A 16,618-nucleotide genomic window follows, 5' to 3' on the forward strand; every position below is an offset into this window, starting at 1 on the left:
CCAAAAGTGATACCGTTAATCATGGTTGTATTCTTGACGTGAGTGAGTGTTAGAGAGTGTTTGAAATCCAGAATAAATGCGGGTAATGGTGGTGAACCAGCATGCGCCGCCGAATAGATAAGCTATTAAGGCAAAATGTTGAGGAAAAAGACAAAACAGGACGAAACAAGCAATCGTTTCCGTACCCTCAGTCAAGCCTGACATGTAATACAGTGATTTATGCTTGTAGATAGGGCTGTGGATGTTTCGCTTGCTGGCCATCACGGCGAAGGCAAGAAAGCTGCTTCCCGTACCGATAAAAGAAAAGATCAAAAAGGCGCCAGCTACCGCATTGTGCTCAGGTGAAGCCAGCACAAAACCAAACGGGATGAGCGAGTAAAACAGAAAATCTAAACTGATATCGAGAAATCCTCCCGCATCGCTGACCCCTTGAATTCTTGCCAACGCACCATCAAGGCCATCTGCTATTCGGTTTAGTATGATGAAAATTAATGCCAGCGTGTACTGCGAGAAAGCAAGTGCAGGAAGTGCACAGCAACCTAAAGCAAAACCCCAGAGTGTCGTTTGGTTCGCTGTAATGCCTAAGCGATGAAGCCCTTGAGCTGTTTTCTCTAGTGGCCAACGAATGATTTTGACACTAAATCGATCAAGCATGTGCGCTCTCCCATGAGCAGGTTAAAATGCGGCTGTTAGGCGGAACATCGTCTTTATCGTGCGTGACCATCAAGGTCGGAATGCCTTCGGCGACCAGTTGATTGAAGACCCAATCCCTAAATTGGATCCGCAGTGCTTTATCTAACTTACTAAATGGTTCATCCAATAGTGCCAGTTTAGGTTGAGCCAGTAGCATGCGAGCCAAGCTAATACGTGCTCGCTGCCCCCCAGATATCTGTTCTGGGTAAGCATTGGCAAGATGTTCGAGAGAAATTTTCTGTAATGCTTTTTCTGCTTGAGACTGCCGTTCATGGCCTTTTACCGAGTTGGGCAAGGCAAAAGCCAAATTTTGCCAAACCGTCAGATGTGGGAAGAGCAGATCATCTTGAAATAAAATACCGACTTGCCGCTGATGTGCAGGCCGCAAAGTGATGTCGACACCGTCCAGTATGACTCTGCCTTGGAAGCTAAAATCCCTCCCCAAATGACCCGCAATTACATTAAGTAGCGTTGATTTTCCACAGCCGCTAGGCCCCATTAAGCTGACAATTTCACCAGGGGAGATGGTGATATTTAAATCCGATAAGAGAGCTTCACCATTTTGTTTATGGATGGCGAGGTTTTCGAGGCAGAACGTCATGAGTAATGGCTTCCTTACGGGCAGTTTTTTTAACGATAGGGTTCATGGTACGGCGATGAGTTTGTAGGCGGCTGATCACAATCGCCAAGGTGAAAAAAATTAAAGGAAGTAGGGCTTGCCAAATGGCATAGATAGCGGTGACTCTGCGGTCAAAGCCACTCGAGAGCGCAACGGCTTCGGTAGTAATAGTAGCGATCCTTCCTGCGCCGAGCATCAAAGTCGGCAAATATTGCGCTAAGCTCACACTCATTCCAACCGCTGCCGCGTAAACGATGGCTGGTAAGAGTTGCGGCGTTTTAATTTGCCAAAATACTTGCCACGGCGTTTTTCCTAAACTCAACGCTGCTTTAGTCAGGTTTTGATTGTAGCTTTGCCACGGGCCATCCAAAGCAAGATAGACAAAAGGAAAGGCGAAGAATACATGTGACCATGTAACCCAAAGCCAATACTGATCGCTGGCTAAAAAGAGTGTGGCGATCTGCATGCCAAATAACAGTGAAAGCTGAGGAATGAGCATCGGCAAGGCGATCAAATAACTGGGTAAATGGCGCTGATATTTGAGCTTATACTCATGAGCGAGTAGAGATAACACCAGCGCAATCACAGTGCTGAATAGCGCTAATTGTACGCTTTGATAAATGGTTGGTGCGATATTCAACCATTCGTTGTCCCAAAAACGGGTACTGAACTGGCTGGGCCATAAATCTGGAAAGCGCCAACGTTGTGCAAAACTCCAAACCACCATTAAAGGCAACATCAGCAGAGATAAGGTAATGATGAATAAAAACAGTGATTTTCCTGGCAAGGAAAGCGCATAGCGGCCTGAGTATTGCCAGCGTTTGTAGTGTTGCGTGGAACACTTTTCGATGAAGAGAACGATCAATAACATGGCGCTGGCAAGTATAAACAACAGAACGGCGCCAGCGGCGGCGCGAGGAATTAAGGCTAAGTTAGGGTCACTAAACCACTGCCATACCAATACTGCAAACGTTGGTGGATTATTGGGGCCTAAAATGAGTGCCAAATCGACAACGGATACGCCGTAGGCAATCACGGCAAAGAGGGCAAACCGCAGTTTATTTAACCACTGTGGGAAGATCACTTTTAGCCATAGTTGGGGTTGAGAATAACCCAGCGAAGCCGCTGCTTGTTGCAGTTTATCAATGTTTAATTGCTGCAAAATTGGGATGCTCATCAGCAGTAAAAAAGGAACTTCTTTAAGTGCTAACGCTAAGGTTAATCCGACTGCGTAAGGGTTGCGTACTAAAAGTGAAGCGCCATCTCCCATGAATGAGGTTCCAAACAGATGATACAAAAGGCGATCCGTCATGCCGCTTGGTGAGAATAAAAAAGCAAAACCAATGGCAAAAGCGACGTGAGGCATAGCCAGTAACGGTGATAAAGCGTTCTCTACTTTTGACCAGTGACGGCTGTGCCACAATGATTGCAATATCACAAAGCAGATCGCCGCGGCGAGATAGGTACTGATTAACGCAGAACCTATGCTAAGTAGTAGAGATTGCCCGACTCCCGACCATTGTAAGATGGCGATGTAGCCATCTAGAGAAAAGTGGTGCAAGCCAACGGGAGGAATATAGCCCAATGAGGAGAGTATGACCCCAAGTAGGCCGGGAACAACTGGGGCAATACAGATGACAATAATCAGCAAATAGCTTGCTCTAAACATCGGGCTTTATCTCAGTCTCTTTAGTGGCCGTAGCGTTGTTGCCATTCGGCTTCAAGCGCCGTTTGCCAACTTGGATGTGGCTCGGCGATTGATTTAAACAGCTGAGTTTTCTTAGCGCTGCCACTTAAGAACTCATTTTGTAATACCGATGGATCTCCCCAAATGGAAAGATCTCCTTTACGAGATTGTGCTTCCGGACTGAGTAAGAAATTGATCGCAACCAATGCGCCTTCTTTGGCGCTCGCATTCCAAGGAATGGCGAGAAAATGAATGTTAGAAAGAGCCCCTGTTTCAAACGCGTAGGAGCGGGTAGAGGCCGCTAGCGTTCCATTTGCTTGAGCGGAAAAAACAGCATTGGGGTTAAAGTTGATGGAAAGATCAAGCTGACCATCATCAAGCAATTGCAGCATTTGAGCGGAACCGCTGGGAAACTGCTTGCCTTGACGCCAGGCCACAGGATGAAATTCATCAAGATAGCGCCAAAGAGGTGCTGTCACTATGGCAAAATTTTGTTCATCCACAGGCTTAGACAGGGCAACATCGTTCTCTGTTAGTTCAATCAATAAGGCTTTAAGGAAACTGGTGCCATGAAACTCAGGAGGACGAGGGTAACTAACACGATTCGGAAACGCCTTTGCGTAGCTCAACATTTCTGAAAATGAACGGGGTGGGTTATTGAGCTTTTCCTGATCGTAAATAAACACCAGTTGTCCTACACCCCAAGGCGCTTCAAGGCCAAGAGTCGGCTCTGAAAAATCTTGATCGATCGGCAGTGAGGAATCAACATATTGCCAGTTAGGTAAACGCTCCGTAAATGGACCATACAATAAACCATTATTTTTCATGGACTTAAAGTTTTCACCATTAATCCATACTAGATCGACACTGCCATTATTATTTTTAGCGGCCGCCTTTTCTGCAATAAGCCGTGTTGTTGTCTCGGCAATATCGGTCACTTTCACCTGTTTTAACTCGATACCGTAGCGATCTTGAAGCTCGTTGCCTGTCCAGCGGATGTACTCATTAATCTCTTGGCTTCCTCCCCACGCGTGAAAGTAAACGGTTTGTCCTTTAGCTGCATCTGTGGTTTGTTGCCAAGTTTGCGCTGACGCGGAAAGTGCGAAGGCACACGTGCAGAGTAAGGTGATGAGCTTTTTCATAATTATCCTTAAAGATCGCTTTATTCAGTGACTTAGTGAATAGACCGGAGATATTTCCATGTTCATTCATTATGAACGAAAAAAAACAAAAGATCTGAATTGGTAAGAAAAAGCAGAAGTCGCAGATAGGTGAATGATGTGTGAGGTGGTCTACGGAAATGGCAGCCTGGTGGAGCAGACTGCCATGAGAAGAATGACTAAAATTAATTTACCCAATCACGTAAAGTAAAGGTGAGCGTGTGAACCTCATTTTTAAGCGTTAGGCTATCTTTAGTCAGGTTGATCTCGCTCCAATCTGACAATGTTTGAGAAAACGCCTGCTCGGTATCCATGACATCACCGATACACATCATCATGGTCATGCCCATTTTTTCGATGCGGAATTGGTTGTCTTTTAGCTCGGCTTGCCCAAAAAAGTTATTGCAACCTGCGTTACCGCTAGCCATCATCTTTTCGCCGATTTCTAATCGCGGTGCTTTTTGTTTGTCATTATTGACCACGTCCTTGCCATCAATTTGCACTAGTTGCCAATTGTGATGCTGCAAATCTTGAGCGGTGATGCTTTCTACATCACCATTACTTGCACAGGCACTCACCAATACAGGTAGAGAAATTGCGGCTAGCCATTTTTTTGAACTAAACTTCATCGTATTAGACCCTAGAATTTGGAAAACGCGCACAGTATATAAAATTGAGTACTGTTTTTGTCAGTATAAGGTGATTGTTTTATATGCGTCACAGTTTGCAATCAGGAAGTGACACACGTTACTCTTATGTGGCGGACATTAAATTGGAAAAATAATTGAGTAACCATGGAGCAACTCGAATTTTTTAAAGTGCTGAGCCCTTGTATCGGTGTATGTTCAGTTGATGACAAAGGTTATTGCCAAGGCTGTATGCGTAAAAGGGAAGAGCGTTTTAACTGGCTCTCAATGACTGCTGCGCAGCAACTGCATGTCATAAAATTATGCCAACAGCGCTATAAGCGGAAAAAACAGAAACAACAAGCGCAAAACAAAGCAGATTCCGAGCCAGAAACGAACCCGCAGCGCGATCTGTTTTAATCAATTACTTCATTCCCCAAAAATCACTGACCCAACCACCAGCATGTTCATCAAAATGATTACCGTGAAAACGTTTATTCACATCGGGTTGTTCCATGTCGGGTTTTTCTGTTAGAAGCTGTTGAATATAGTTCGCCATTGGATCCGTACGTTGGTACCGCGTTACAACATCTTTTATCAGTTGTAATCGATAAGTGGAACTTGCGCGTTTCATTTCTATAACCTCCATTGTTGTGGTAACCAATAGAAAAAATAGAAGCGATCCAGTACAGCGTCAATCAAAGATCTGCTTAAAATCTGCTCAATTTTATGATTAAAAATTAACCACCTGATTTGGCTCGATTAAAGCTTTTTAAGCCATAGAATCTATTTAAAGAGAGATCGCTCTCGAAATTTTGTGATTGCTTTTCAGTGTTGCAACCGAATGAGCGACCCCATCACATAAACATATTTATAAAATCAATAATATCCACTCTGTTTTAATGAGAGCCTGTTTATACGTATGAGTATGTTATGAAACTAAAAATTGTTACTAGCGCAATACTTGCTTCTATTGCCGCTTCTTCTTTCGCTGCTGATGGCGATATTCATCAGGTTACCATTCTTGGTACTTCCGATATTCACGGGCATTTTATGCCATGGGATTATGCTGCTGACAAACTGAATATGCAGGGGAGCCTAAGTCAAATCGCCACCAAGGTTAAACAGATACGAGAGCAAGATAAAAATGTTATTTTAGTGGATGCGGGAGATACGATTCAGGGAAACTTTGTTGAAACGTTTAAGCATGAAGCCGTAGACCCTATGATGCTCGGTTTTAATGAGATGAACTACGATGTTTGGGTGCTGGGTAACCATGAGTTTGATTTTGGTTTATCGGTATTAAATCGCTCCCTGACTCAATTTAAAGGCCGAGCGTTAGCCGGGAATATTCAGAGGCCCGATGGCAATCCATTCTTACCCGCCGCAACAATTATTGAAAAAAATGGCGTCAAGATCGGTATCATTGGAATGGATACTCCGATGACACAAGTGTTTGCTGAAGGCACGAATCGCCTTGAAGGCATGAGCTTCACTAACCCAACACTTGAAGTGAAAAAAGTGATTGGGCAGATAAAAAATGATGTCGATGCGATCGTTTTGGTTGCGCATATGGGGCTGGATAACGAAAACGACATCAAAGATACGGGCGTATCTGATATTGCCAATGCTAACCCAGAAATCGATGCCATTGTTGCTGGCCACATGCACACTAAAATTGATAAAGCGACGGTAAACGGTGTCATCATTACCGAGCCTGACAAATATGGACGCGTTTTATCTCGAATCGATTTCCAATTTGAAGAAAAGGATGGCAAATACACGCTCGTTCATAAAGACAGCTTCACTTACCCTATAAAAGGTGTTGATTCTGATTCGAAAATGGAAACGCTGTACGCACCTTATCATCAACGCTTACGAGAAAATGCCAATCGCGAAATTGCGATACTTGACGGAGTCGACTTGGTTCCTGATGATGAAATACGCGGTATCCCTCAAGTGCATATTCAAGATACCGGCATCAGTGCGCTGTTTCAGGAAGCCAGTTTTTTCTACGCGCCAAAAGCAAACGTGATCGCACTGCAAATTGATAATGACCAAGCTCAACTTGATACTGGCCCAATCAAAGCAAAAGATATCGCGTTTAACTATCAATATGCTGGTGGTGAAATTACGGTTTACCAAATGACGGGTAAAGAGCTGCGCACCTACATGGAATGGGCCGCTGGGTATTTCAATTCCGTCTCGCCAGGCGATGTGACTTATAGCTTTGATCCAAAGCGGCGCGCATCGAAATACTCAACCAATGATTTTTTTGCGGGTGTCACTTACACCATTGATCTTACTCAACCTGCGGGTAAGCGAATTAAAGATCTGCGTTTTGCTGATGGACAACCGATTGATGATACTAGTGATATTCGGTTGGGTATGAATAGTTACCGAATGGGGCATTTGACGCAGAAAGGGGGTAGCCTTGAAGGGCGGTCATTCCCGATTATTTTTGACTCGGAAGCGGAATATGGCGAAGAGGAAGGAACTATTAGAAACCTAACGATCCGCTATCTCACCCAAGAAAAGCAAGGCCGCTACGAAGGGAAACCAATGCAACGTTGGAAGCTGGAAGGTTTGCAAGGGTATGAATCGGAACGTGCCATCGTGAAAGCTCTAATTAATAGTGGCCAAATTGATGTACCAAGTAGTGATGATGGGCGCTATAGCAATATCGCTTCGATCAATGTTAAAGCACTGCTCTTTAGCAATAAGGCCGCGGCTGAAGAGGCGATCAATGCGCGTATTTTGCAAAGTAGCCAAGCTTCTGATGCTGAAAAACAGCGTATCAATCGAGATATTGTATTGCTCAAGGCATTGAATGCTAATGTTTTAGATTAGCTAAAGTTTTAAATTAACGGTTAAGGCTCTGGCCAAAAGTCAGAGCCTACTACTTTAACGACTAACTCATCAATAACCAGAATCCAACACCTATCATCAATGAGCCTGAAATACGGTTCATTAGACGCACATTTTTTGAATGCCCTAGAGCTCGTTTTAACCCCTTGCCACCTGTTGCGTAAAGTGTCATACAGACAAATTCTGAGACCATAATAATGGACACCAGCAGTAACAGTTGAGGTGCAAGTGGTGCTTCACTATTAATAAAAGGCGGAAGTAGGGAGATCATAAACGCCCAGCCTTTAGGGTTAGCAATCGCGGTCACAAAACCTTGCATGACAAGATCCCAGTCTTTGTTATGGGGAGTGACCTGTGAGTCGCTACTGAGGGCGAGCTTGCCTTTTGAACGCCACATCTGAATGCCTATATAGCCAAGATAGATGGCACCGATGGTTTTGAATCCGGTAAAGAGCCAAGGGTAATTGAGCATAATCGAAGCCATCCCCAAAACGGCTGCGATGGAAACGAACGCCACACCGACGATCTCTCCCATCATCATCCATAAAGTTCGGCGATAACCAATACTCATCCCAAGACTCAGTGCCAATGTCATGCACATACCTGGAGTAATCGAAACAAAAAAGAATGTTGGTATAAATGCTAGAAGTAAAGTACTGCTCATTAATCAATCCGTGTTGAGAGACAAGAGCTCTAGCATACACATTAATTACAATCTTCACTATTTCACTTTGCTGTGCAATTGACGACAGTGCTACTTACGGATTGAAACCAATAAAGATGACCGTTTGGGATGATGAAGCATAGATAGGATGCACAGAGATGAAAAAAGCCGCATTGCTGCAGCTCTTTCGTTGTTATGGCTTACTTCTTACGATTTTTTAGTCGATTCATCATGTTCAAACGACGTTCTGCTGAGGCTTGATCCGGCTTTTCGTCATTTGGGTTGTTACGACGGCCTTGGCGATCTTTGTACGCCGCTTTTGTGTGAAGTTTTTCAATGTAGGCATCACGCTGTTTAGGTTCATAACCTGGCTGTTCAACACGGCGGATGCGTTGTTGGATAAGGTTTTCAACCTGAACAACAGTCAACTCTTCTTCGCGGCTGACAAATGAGACAGCATGTCCCTGTTTGCCAGCACGACCAGTACGACCTATGCGGTGTACATAATCTTCGGCGAGAAATGGCATGTCATAGTTAACCACGTGCGGTAGGTCGACGATATCTAAACCACGTGCAGCCACATCGGTCGCAACCATGATACGCACTTTGCCTTCTTTAAATTCTTCAAGAGCGCGTCGACGTGCACTTTGTGCTTTATCGCCATGACATAGCACGGCCTTGATGCCATCCAGTTTCAGCTCTTTAACCACTTCATTAGCCGTCTCTTTATAGTTCACAAATACTAAGACTTGTTGCCAATTTTTGCGGCCAATCAGTTCAGACAGCAGTTCCGTTTTACGCTCTTGATCGACAGGGTAAACCACATGCGCCACTGTTGCGGCCGTGGTATTGGCACGATCGGCATTAATGCGCTTGGGTTTGCGTAAAATATCGCCCGCCAGTTGGTTAAGCTGAGTGGATGTAGTGGCCGAGAACATCATGATTTGCGGTGAGGTTTCCACTTCCAGCATGATTTTACGCACGGGATTGATGAACCCCATATCTAAAATTCGATCTGCTTCGTCGAAAACCAAAAACTCAAGGTTGGCGAGTGAAACATTACCTTCACTTAAATGTTCTTCTAATCGGCCAGGGGTCGCGACCAAAATGTCCACACCCATTTCAAGCTGACGAACTTGAGAAGACATTTTATTTCCACCGTAAACAGCAGCGACACTGAGTTTGGTGTACTTGACGTAGTCTTTAATGTTCTGGGCAATTTGCGCTACTAATTCACGCGTGGGTGCCAAAATTAAGCCTCGCGCTGTTTTAGGCGAAGGTTGCTTGCCGCTATCTAACAGATGTTGAATAACGGGCAGTGCGAATGCTGCGGTTTTGCCTGTGCCAGTTTGCGCCGTTGCAAAAATATCATGCCCTTTACGAGCCTCGGGAATGGCTTGTCGCTGAATGGGGGTAAGTTTTTCATAGCCGCATTCAGTAAGCGCTTTAACAAGTTCAGGTGCAAAACCTTGAGATGAAAATGACATTTAACGGGTTCCTTAAGCAGACAGCCTACAGTTCTTAATTTTAGCCGTGCACTATATAGGATTTAGAGTGATTTATCTCACGTTTATCGTGATCAGTGATAAATTTCCTACATTATTGACCAATTGTATTTGAGTTCACAAATGAGATGAATTGGTGATTCATAGCGGTTGCCTATCTTTCTATTATGTTTTTACTTCAGAAGCCGATAATAAATGGTAGACTCTCAACACTTGCGTAGCATCATCATGATGACGCAGAAGTAATTAACCTTGATAAAGGATGCATAGACGCCATGGACAATGCAGATTTTGTACAGAAACGGCAATATTACCGCTTAAAGTATCCAAAGCGGGCAAGACCTACCGTAAAAATTGATGATCAGCTATTCCATGTCTGTGAAATATCAGAGCAAGGCATTCGTATTTCAATGCCGAGAGTGACTACCTTATATTGTGGTCTATCAATGTCTGGTACGGTGCAGCTACGCAGCAACAATACAGTCAAAATTGCAGGTCAAGTACTGCGCTTTCAACAAGATGAAGTCGTGGTTCAACTATCCAATGGTCCTGCTTTTAAGCACATGGTTGAAGAACAGCGTTATATTCGCCAAAGATACCCGTCTTACTTCTCGTCTTTACGTTCTGCTTAAATCAAAAACTGTCTGCGTTGAAACGAGCGGTGCGTGCTTCTGCGATTGTGCAGTGCGTGATGTGCATAAGTTCGGCGAGAGTGATTGATGGGTTTTGTTTAACAAGCCTTACCAACTTGGCTGATTTGGGTTCAAGCTGTTCCTGATATTCTGCCAGTTTGTCTTTGAGTCTCGTTATTAAAAATTGCATGGCCAGTGAATCAAGTTCTCTGAGCCGATTTGCCAATAATTCAAGTTGCGTTATCTCACCACTGATTTGCCAATTTCTGGAACGTCGTATTCGTTTCAGGTCGCACTGATATTCTCTCGCCAGCATTTTTGCTTTTTTCGCATTTTCTCCACCAAGCCGATGAATCAATGAGGGGAGGGAAATCGTGATGATCATAATAGCCATGTTCTTGTTTGAATGACTTTCCGTTATAACACGGTCTTATAAAACGGTGAAACCCCGATAGTTGGTAGCTATCGGGGTTTCGAATTTTTAGATTTCTCGGATGGTAAGGCCGATCATCTTTATGCAAAAGGTTGGATTTTATCCAACTAATTCCTTGGTAGGAAATTAGATGCGGATGAAGTCCATGTGCTCAACTTTTGGCTTGAACACGTGACGTTGAACGTCTTGTGGCTTAACTTTTACTTCTGCGCCATCAATTACTAGAGTAATTGCTTCGTAGAATTCTGGTTTGTCCATTTGGTTGATCACGTCAGAATGATCCAGTGCGATAGCAACTGGCGCTGCTTCACCACCGTAAACAACTGCTGGGAATTGGCCCGCGTGACGTAGGCGGCGGCTCGCACCTTTACCTAGTTCAGTACGTACTACTGCTTCGAATTTCATAGTTTTTACACTCAAATTAGTAAAAATAAACTTCACATCTGCAATGCGACCTTGCTGATGTGGTATAGCTTTGATAGTGAATCAATGATTACTAACAAAACGAGCGCGGATACTAGCACTCTATCTAAGATGGGGCAATAGAAAATCCCTTGCAGCATCGATTTATTGCAGTGTTACGAAGGACCGTGACAGTCTTTATTGTTTAATGTCGAGTTCGATTTCGTCCATTAAACCGAACGAAAAGTTAGCACCGCTTTTAACCCCCCCATGGTGCTGGTCGATAGGGTTAGCGTACCGCGATAACTGTGCGCCATTTCACTGACAATATTCAACCCAAGCCCAGATCCAGAGGTTGTTTCGTCTAAGCGCACGCCACGCTGTACCGCTTTGGCCAGATCTTGCTCAGCAATACCTGGGCCATCGTCTTCGATGTGGATTTCTACCCAGCCTTCTTCTCGATTTTTTGCGTGAACTCGAACCAAAGAAGCTGCCCATTTGTAGCTATTTTCCAGTAGGTTGCCGAGCATCTCGTCGAGATCGGTTGGGTCAACGGCAACCTCTAGATCAGAATCCAACTCATTAACTAACGTGATTTCACGCTGTGCGTAAATTTTGTCAAATGCCATAGAAATAGCATCTACCCGTTCGCTTGGATTGGCTTTTACCGCAAGAATATTCATTGAGCCAGCCATGCGCGCGCGGCCTAGATGGTAGTCAATCTGCTTTTGTAACTGTTCAATCGGTGTTCTGAGTTTCTGCTGTTGTGCGAAATCAAGATGATCGATCTCATTGCGCAGTACAGAAATCGGCGTTTTTAAAGCGTGAGAGAGATTGCCTGCATGATTACGTGCACGTTCAAGCAATTCTTGATAGTGGAATAACAGTGCATTCAAATCATTGACTAACGGAAAGACTTCTTTTGGGTACTCGTCACTGAGACTGGCTTGTTGACCTTTGCGCAATGCGGCCAGCTCTTTTTGCATTTTCCCTAACGGCCGTAATGACCAACTGACTTGCAAGCCAATCAGCACCAATACACCACTGAAGAGCAGACCTAGTATCATCCACAATTGGCTAATTACGCTGTTTAAAGTGTCTTGTAATGGCGCTTCATCAAGACCGATGGTAATGGTGATAGGAGAAGGGAAGTCTGGTAAGTAGATGATTTGTTCAATGACGATCAGTTTTTCATCTCTTGCGCCTTTGACGATGCTTTTCAAGCCATGTTTTTCGCTGATAAGGCGCTTATCCCACAATGAGCGAGAACGAAGCGATTGATCATGGCTTGAGGCCGTCCAATAAAGGCCGCTGTAGGGTTGGCTAAAACGAGGGTCGGAAAGGCGCGACGACAGCACTAGATTCCCTTGCGGTGTCGCTTCCAAGTTCGCCGTGATTTCATCCATCGCTAAGCGTAGCTGACTTTGCACATCATTGACTAGGTAGTCTTTGATCAGTGTGGGAATGCCAATTCCCGCCGCTAAAATCATGGTACCTAACCAAAACGTTGCCGCGAGCAGTAAACGACTTTTTAAACTGAGGCGCTTTAAGGCCGAGGTTTTATTTTGCATTAAGCTGGTATCCCAGTCCTCTCACGGTTTTGATAATGTTGTTATTGATTTTTTTACGGATGCGGCCAATAAACACTTCGATGGTGTTGGAGTCTCTATCGAAATCTTGTTTGTAGATGTGTTCCACCAGTTCAGTCCGTGAAATGACTTTGTCGGCATTGTGCATGAAGTAGGCAACCACTTTGTATTCCAGTGCCGTCAAGCTCACCGCTTGACCTTGCCACATCACTTTAGAGGTTCGAGTATCAAGGCTTAAGTCACCGATTTGCATCACAGGGGAAGCGTTACCTGATGCTCGGCGCAGTTGTGCGCGGATACGAGCGGTTAATTCCACCATCTCAAATGGTTTGGTGAGGTAATCATCCGCTCCTGCATTTAAGCCCTCGACTCGTTGAGTCAAACCGTCTCTTGCACTGAGGATCACAATGGGCGTATTGATGTTTTCATCTCGAATGCCTTTCAATACGGTGAGCCCATCGAGCTTGGGTAAACCGAGGTCAAGCACAATCACATCCCACTCTTCTGATGTGGCGCGATAGAGTGCATCAATGCCATCTTGTGATAATTCAGGCACCCAGCCGGTCTGTTCAAGCGCTTCTACAATTTGTTCCCCAAGACGAGGATCGTCTTCGACTACCAATATTTTCATGGTTATTCTCTATTTTTTGATGATGTCGCGTAGGTTCCTGCCACGAATAGCCATTAGTTCTAATGTGCTTGCATTATATTCTACGCGGATAACTCGGTTGTCATGCATCAGTTTTAATTCGTAGACCCATTCACCATCATCTTCATCTAACTCTACTTTGATAACTCGACCATTGAGTTCTTTATCTATCGTGGCATAAAGCTCAGACAATGGATGAATTAAACCTTTTTGAACTGCCGCGTAGACCTCGTCTTGATCCTCATCAATCTCTACCTTGGTTCCTGGCTTATAAGTGTCTTGAACCCAATCGTGTACATCACTGCTCGCAGCTAAAGTGGGTAAGGATAATGATGAGAGCAGCAGTAAGCGTGCGAAAGCTTTACCCTTTTTGAACAACATGTTGCGCCCCCTGTAAATAATAAGATGAACAGAGTATAAATAACCTTACATGAATAGAAAGTGAATCATCGGTTTTGTAGCTCATCTTCAAAGATCTTATCGCGTATTCTCCAAAATCGTCCCACTTTTCGCGCAATGACAAATTGTGGTGGACGAAAACGGTGTTGATGAGCCACCACTTTGCTTGGTGAAGATTGATCAAAAGGGCGATGCTTATCGGCTAGGTGTGGTCGCACAAATTGGTCGTGGAACACCTGTTTCTGTTTCTTGGTGGTTAGTGTCCAAAATTCGTGGACTTGCGCATCGTTCTCACCACGATAGGTAACGCGCAGTTGCGCTTTTCCACTTGCATCTTTATGTACATTCAAATCCATTTCGATACATTCAAAAACCAATGCATCTTTGAGGTTGAGTGCTTCTTTGAGCTTTTTATCAGGGTCAACCAGTGTTGTGTCACATTCATGGCAGATACGTGCGGCGATATCGTTGTCAGCCCCGCACTCACCGCAATATTTTGCTCTAAAACGGTAACCACAGTGTTCTCGTTCGCCACTTTCTTCGTCTGTAAAATAGCCTTGGCAACGTCGACCATAGTGTTCAAGCAAAAAACCAGCGGCATCGAGTTTACCCCAAAAGTTGTTATTAAAACCGCAGGCCGGACAGGGAATGGTAATAATTTCACTGCTGGGATCGGGCTTTGGCTCACCGACTTCTGGTTGATAAAGGTCATAGTTATTGCCCGCATAATCCAATACCAAACATTCGGTTTTTCCTGCAGATAAGCGTAGCCCACGCCCGACAATTTGCTGATATAAACTGATGGACTCGGTGGGGCGTAAAATCGCAATCAGGTCAACATGCGGAGCATCAAAACCTGTGGTCAATACCGACACGTTAACTAAGAATTTGATTTGGCGCTGTTTAAACTGCTTGATGATGGTGTCGCGCTCAGGGGTCGGCGTGTCACCAATGACGATGGCAGTTTCGTTGTTGGGCAGTAATTGCACAATTTCTTGGGCGTGGCGAACGGTGGCCGCAAAGATCATTACTCCCTGTTTTTGCTGTGCTAGTTGGATGATTTGTTGAACAATCTGTGGTGTGGCACGTTTCGATTGCTCAATCACCATGTCGAGTTCGGCTTCTTTGTAGCGCCCGGTATTGGCGGGTTTTAGCTGCGAAAAATCGTAACTGAGCACGGGGGCATCAACCATTCGCGCTGGCGTTAAAAAAGCTTCATCGAGCAGATAACGGATCGGTAGCTCAAAAATACAGTCACGGAAGAAGCGAGGCTCCTCACTGCGCACTTGGCCGCGAGTATGGTATTGATAAATCCAGCCCATGCCTAAACGATAAGGCGTAGCGGTTAACCCCAACACTTTAATCCCCGGGTTGAGCTCGCTTAAATGGGTGATCACCTTTTGATAGCTACTACTTTTCTCATCCGGTACGCGGTGGCATTCATCAATCACCAGTAATGAAAATTGATTTTTAAAGGCATCTAAATTGCGCACCACGGATTGTACCGAAGCAAAGACGACCTGTTGATCGGTCTCTTTTCGTCCTAAACCTGCCGCAAATACCGCGCCTTGCAAACCGTAGCCCTCATATTTGGCATGGTTTTGCTCTACCAGTTCTTTCACGTGCGCTAGTACTAAGACTCGTCCTTTGGCAAGCCTTGCCAGCTCAGCAATAACCAAACTTTTTCCTGCCCCCGTCGGTAGTACAATTACGGCGGGCGTAGTGTGATAACGAAAATAGTGGATCACGGCTTTGACCGAGTCCGATTGATAAGGACGAAGTGTGTACATAACTCGCGTTTTCTCTTGTTGAACGCTGGATAAAAACAGTGAAATAGATCAACTATTTCATTTTAGCTGCGTATAATACCTGACTTGATTTAGATGAGGTAATCATGCGGTTAGATAAATTTTTGTGTGATGCGTTAGGTGCGACACGTAAAGAAGCCACCAAGATCATCAAAAGTGGTGATGTCACAGTAAATGGTAAGACGCAGAAAAGTGGTTCATTACAGGTGACGCAGGAGTGTGAGGTGGAGTGGCAAGGTCGTGAGTTAATCTTGCATGGCCCGCGCTATATCATGTTACACAAACCCGCTGGCTACGTTTGCTCACATGAAGACGGCTTCAATCATACGGCATTTATTTTGCTCGATGAAGTGAATGTTCAAGACTTGCATTTTGCAGGACGTTTGGATGTCGATACCACAGGTTTGGTTCTGATCACCGATGACGGCCAATGGTCTCATCGCATTACCTCGCCAAAACACAAATGCGACAAAACCTACCGTGTCTGGCTTGCAGACCCTATTGAAGCGAATTATGTCGAACAATTCTTAACGGGTATTGAACTGCGTAATGAGCGTGAGCCAACCTTGCCTGCGCAATTGGAAGTCGTCGGTGAGAATGAATGTTTACTGACCATTCATGAAGGCAAATACCATCAAGTTAAACGCATGTTTGCTGCTTTAGGCAATAAAGTGGTTGGCCTTCACCGTGAGCGCATTGGTCATATTGTGCTAGATGAGGCACTAGAGCCCGGTGAATACCGTTATTTGACTGACCAAGAAGTGGCTTCTATTGGGGCTTGAACGGCCTAGCTTTACTGCAACTTCATTCCTTATTTATCTGGAGAACTATGACTTCATCTCAACCTGTTACAGCGAATAATACGCCGCACATTAGTTTTTTAC

18 protein-coding genes are annotated in these 16,618 nt (G+C 44.7%); 4 read left to right on the forward strand and 14 right to left on the reverse strand.

Going from position 1 to position 16,618, the window contains the following annotated elements:
• Window positions 1–15 precede the first annotated feature (15 nt).
• The 5 genes from AACR75_RS15710 to AACR75_RS15730 form a co-directional block, all read right to left on the reverse strand.
• Entirely contained in the window at window positions 16–654 is a 639-nt protein-coding gene (locus AACR75_RS15710; RefSeq protein ID WP_013857469.1) for a CDP-alcohol phosphatidyltransferase family protein, read from the reverse strand.
• Window positions 647–1,294, reverse strand: coding sequence for an ATP-binding cassette domain-containing protein (locus AACR75_RS15715; protein ID WP_019282608.1), 648 nt, complete (start codon window positions 1,292–1,294; stop codon window positions 647–649). The genes AACR75_RS15710 and AACR75_RS15715 overlap by 8 nt, the downstream gene beginning before the upstream one ends.
• Complete coding sequence (locus tag AACR75_RS15720) at window positions 1,260–2,981, reverse strand: ABC transporter permease (RefSeq protein ID WP_047690944.1); 1,722 nt, start codon at window positions 2,979–2,981, stop codon at window positions 1,260–1,262. Before AACR75_RS15720 ends, AACR75_RS15715 begins: the two co-directional genes overlap by 35 nt.
• 20 nt (window positions 2,982–3,001) lie before the next feature.
• On the reverse strand, window positions 3,002–4,141 hold the full coding sequence (locus AACR75_RS15725) for an ABC transporter substrate-binding protein (protein WP_047690946.1): 1,140 nt from the start codon (window positions 4,139–4,141) through the stop codon (window positions 3,002–3,004).
• Window positions 4,142–4,344: 203 nt separating this feature from the next.
• Window positions 4,345–4,788, reverse strand: coding sequence for an META domain-containing protein (locus AACR75_RS15730; RefSeq protein ID WP_026028018.1), 444 nt, complete (start codon window positions 4,786–4,788; stop codon window positions 4,345–4,347).
• A gap of 165 nt (window positions 4,789–4,953) precedes the next feature.
• Between AACR75_RS15730 and AACR75_RS15735 the strand changes: the two genes are divergently transcribed.
• Window positions 4,954–5,205: a DUF1289 domain-containing protein gene (locus AACR75_RS15735; RefSeq protein WP_013857474.1), complete on the forward strand. Its 252-nt coding sequence runs from the start codon at window positions 4,954–4,956 to the stop codon at window positions 5,203–5,205.
• Between the two features lie 4 nt (window positions 5,206–5,209).
• Here AACR75_RS15735 and AACR75_RS15740 read toward each other — a convergent pair whose 3' ends face one another.
• Window positions 5,210–5,419, reverse strand: a complete 210-nt coding sequence (locus AACR75_RS15740; protein ID WP_047690948.1) for a hypothetical protein — start codon at window positions 5,417–5,419, stop codon at window positions 5,210–5,212.
• Between the two features lie 299 nt (window positions 5,420–5,718).
• Between AACR75_RS15740 and AACR75_RS15745 the strand changes: the two genes are divergently transcribed.
• Window positions 5,719–7,635 (forward strand): bifunctional metallophosphatase/5'-nucleotidase, encoded by a 1,917-nt coding sequence (locus tag AACR75_RS15745; RefSeq protein ID WP_047690950.1) that lies wholly within the window; start codon window positions 5,719–5,721, stop codon window positions 7,633–7,635.
• A gap of 61 nt (window positions 7,636–7,696) precedes the next feature.
• On the opposite strand, the gene AACR75_RS15750 is transcribed toward AACR75_RS15745, so the two are convergent.
• Window positions 7,697–8,317 carry a LysE family translocator gene (locus AACR75_RS15750; RefSeq protein ID WP_013857026.1) on the reverse strand — a complete coding sequence of 207 codons (621 nt, stop codon included), beginning with the start codon at window positions 8,315–8,317 and terminating at the stop codon, window positions 7,697–7,699.
• Between the two features lie 200 nt (window positions 8,318–8,517).
• Entirely contained in the window at window positions 8,518–9,804 is a 1,287-nt protein-coding gene (locus AACR75_RS15755; RefSeq protein WP_047690953.1) for a DEAD/DEAH box helicase, read from the reverse strand.
• 293 nt (window positions 9,805–10,097) lie between these two features.
• Between AACR75_RS15755 and AACR75_RS15760 the strand changes: the two genes are divergently transcribed.
• Window positions 10,098–10,454, forward strand: coding sequence for a PilZ domain-containing protein (locus AACR75_RS15760; RefSeq protein ID WP_017046184.1), 357 nt, complete (start codon window positions 10,098–10,100; stop codon window positions 10,452–10,454).
• Window position 10,455: 1 nt separating this feature from the next.
• Here AACR75_RS15760 and AACR75_RS15765 read toward each other — a convergent pair whose 3' ends face one another.
• The 6 genes from AACR75_RS15765 to AACR75_RS15790 all read right to left on the reverse strand — a co-directional run bounded on the left by AACR75_RS15765 (window position 10,456) and on the right by AACR75_RS15790 (window position 15,716).
• On the reverse strand, window positions 10,456–10,848 hold the full coding sequence (locus tag AACR75_RS15765; protein WP_017046183.1) for a ribosome recycling factor family protein: 393 nt from the start codon (window positions 10,846–10,848) through the stop codon (window positions 10,456–10,458).
• A gap of 165 nt (window positions 10,849–11,013) precedes the next feature.
• Window positions 11,014–11,292 carry a 50S ribosomal protein L25 gene (gene rplY / locus AACR75_RS15770; RefSeq protein WP_010318386.1) on the reverse strand — a complete coding sequence of 93 codons (279 nt, stop codon included), beginning with the start codon at window positions 11,290–11,292 and terminating at the stop codon, window positions 11,014–11,016.
• A 227-nt stretch (window positions 11,293–11,519) separates the two neighbouring features.
• Window positions 11,520–12,860, reverse strand: a complete 1,341-nt coding sequence (locus AACR75_RS15775) for an ATP-binding protein (protein ID WP_013857021.1) — start codon at window positions 12,858–12,860, stop codon at window positions 11,520–11,522.
• Window positions 12,850–13,509 carry a response regulator transcription factor gene (locus AACR75_RS15780; protein ID WP_010318384.1) on the reverse strand — a complete coding sequence of 220 codons (660 nt, stop codon included), beginning with the start codon at window positions 13,507–13,509 and terminating at the stop codon, window positions 12,850–12,852. The genes AACR75_RS15775 and AACR75_RS15780 overlap by 11 nt, the downstream gene beginning before the upstream one ends.
• 9 nt (window positions 13,510–13,518) lie before the next feature.
• Window positions 13,519–13,908, reverse strand: a complete 390-nt coding sequence (locus AACR75_RS15785) for a PepSY domain-containing protein (protein ID WP_010318383.1) — start codon at window positions 13,906–13,908, stop codon at window positions 13,519–13,521.
• A 65-nt stretch (window positions 13,909–13,973) separates the two neighbouring features.
• On the reverse strand, window positions 13,974–15,716 hold the full coding sequence (locus tag AACR75_RS15790; RefSeq protein ID WP_047690955.1) for a DEAD/DEAH box helicase: 1,743 nt from the start codon (window positions 15,714–15,716) through the stop codon (window positions 13,974–13,976).
• A gap of 104 nt (window positions 15,717–15,820) precedes the next feature.
• Here AACR75_RS15790 and rsuA point away from each other — a divergent pair, with 104 nt between their 5' ends.
• Window positions 15,821–16,516: a 16S rRNA pseudouridine(516) synthase RsuA gene (rsuA, locus tag AACR75_RS15795; RefSeq protein WP_017044313.1), complete on the forward strand. Its 696-nt coding sequence runs from the start codon at window positions 15,821–15,823 to the stop codon at window positions 16,514–16,516.
• Window positions 16,517–16,618: the final 102 nt, after the last annotated feature.

The organism is Vibrio sp. ZOR0018, assembly GCF_963865925.1.
Lineage (GTDB): Bacteria > Pseudomonadota > Gammaproteobacteria > Enterobacterales > Vibrionaceae > Vibrio > Vibrio anguillarum.

Bases quoted from the DNA above. Each gene is read 5' to 3' on its own strand.
- AACR75_RS15710 (WP_013857469.1), bottom strand. From the start codon at position 654: ATGCTTGATCGATTTAGTGTCAAAATCATTCGTTGGCCACTAGAGAAA.
- AACR75_RS15715 (WP_019282608.1), bottom strand. From the start codon at position 1,294: ATGACGTTCTGCCTCGAAAACCTCGCCATCCATAAACAAAATGGTGAA.
- AACR75_RS15720 (WP_047690944.1), bottom strand. From the start codon at position 2,981: ATGTTTAGAGCAAGCTATTTGCTGATTATTGTCATCTGTATTGCCCCA.
- AACR75_RS15725 (WP_047690946.1), bottom strand. From the start codon at position 4,141: ATGAAAAAGCTCATCACCTTACTCTGCACGTGTGCCTTCGCACTTTCC.
- AACR75_RS15730 (WP_026028018.1), bottom strand. From the start codon at position 4,788: ATGAAGTTTAGTTCAAAAAAATGGCTAGCCGCAATTTCTCTACCTGTA.
- AACR75_RS15735 (WP_013857474.1), top strand. From the start codon at position 4,954: ATGGAGCAACTCGAATTTTTTAAAGTGCTGAGCCCTTGTATCGGTGTA.
- AACR75_RS15740 (WP_047690948.1), bottom strand. From the start codon at position 5,419: ATGAAACGCGCAAGTTCCACTTATCGATTACAACTGATAAAAGATGTT.
- AACR75_RS15745 (WP_047690950.1), top strand. From the start codon at position 5,719: ATGAAACTAAAAATTGTTACTAGCGCAATACTTGCTTCTATTGCCGCT.
- AACR75_RS15750 (WP_013857026.1), bottom strand. From the start codon at position 8,317: ATGAGCAGTACTTTACTTCTAGCATTTATACCAACATTCTTTTTTGTT.
- AACR75_RS15755 (WP_047690953.1), bottom strand. From the start codon at position 9,804: ATGTCATTTTCATCTCAAGGTTTTGCACCTGAACTTGTTAAAGCGCTT.
- AACR75_RS15760 (WP_017046184.1), top strand. From the start codon at position 10,098: ATGGACAATGCAGATTTTGTACAGAAACGGCAATATTACCGCTTAAAG.
- AACR75_RS15765 (WP_017046183.1), bottom strand. From the start codon at position 10,848: ATGGCTATTATGATCATCACGATTTCCCTCCCCTCATTGATTCATCGG.
- rplY (WP_010318386.1), bottom strand. From the start codon at position 11,292: ATGAAATTCGAAGCAGTAGTACGTACTGAACTAGGTAAAGGTGCGAGC.
- AACR75_RS15775 (WP_013857021.1), bottom strand. From the start codon at position 12,860: ATGCAAAATAAAACCTCGGCCTTAAAGCGCCTCAGTTTAAAAAGTCGT.
- AACR75_RS15780 (WP_010318384.1), bottom strand. From the start codon at position 13,509: ATGAAAATATTGGTAGTCGAAGACGATCCTCGTCTTGGGGAACAAATT.
- AACR75_RS15785 (WP_010318383.1), bottom strand. From the start codon at position 13,908: ATGTTGTTCAAAAAGGGTAAAGCTTTCGCACGCTTACTGCTGCTCTCA.
- AACR75_RS15790 (WP_047690955.1), bottom strand. From the start codon at position 15,716: ATGTACACACTTCGTCCTTATCAATCGGACTCGGTCAAAGCCGTGATC.
- rsuA (WP_017044313.1), top strand. From the start codon at position 15,821: ATGCGGTTAGATAAATTTTTGTGTGATGCGTTAGGTGCGACACGTAAA.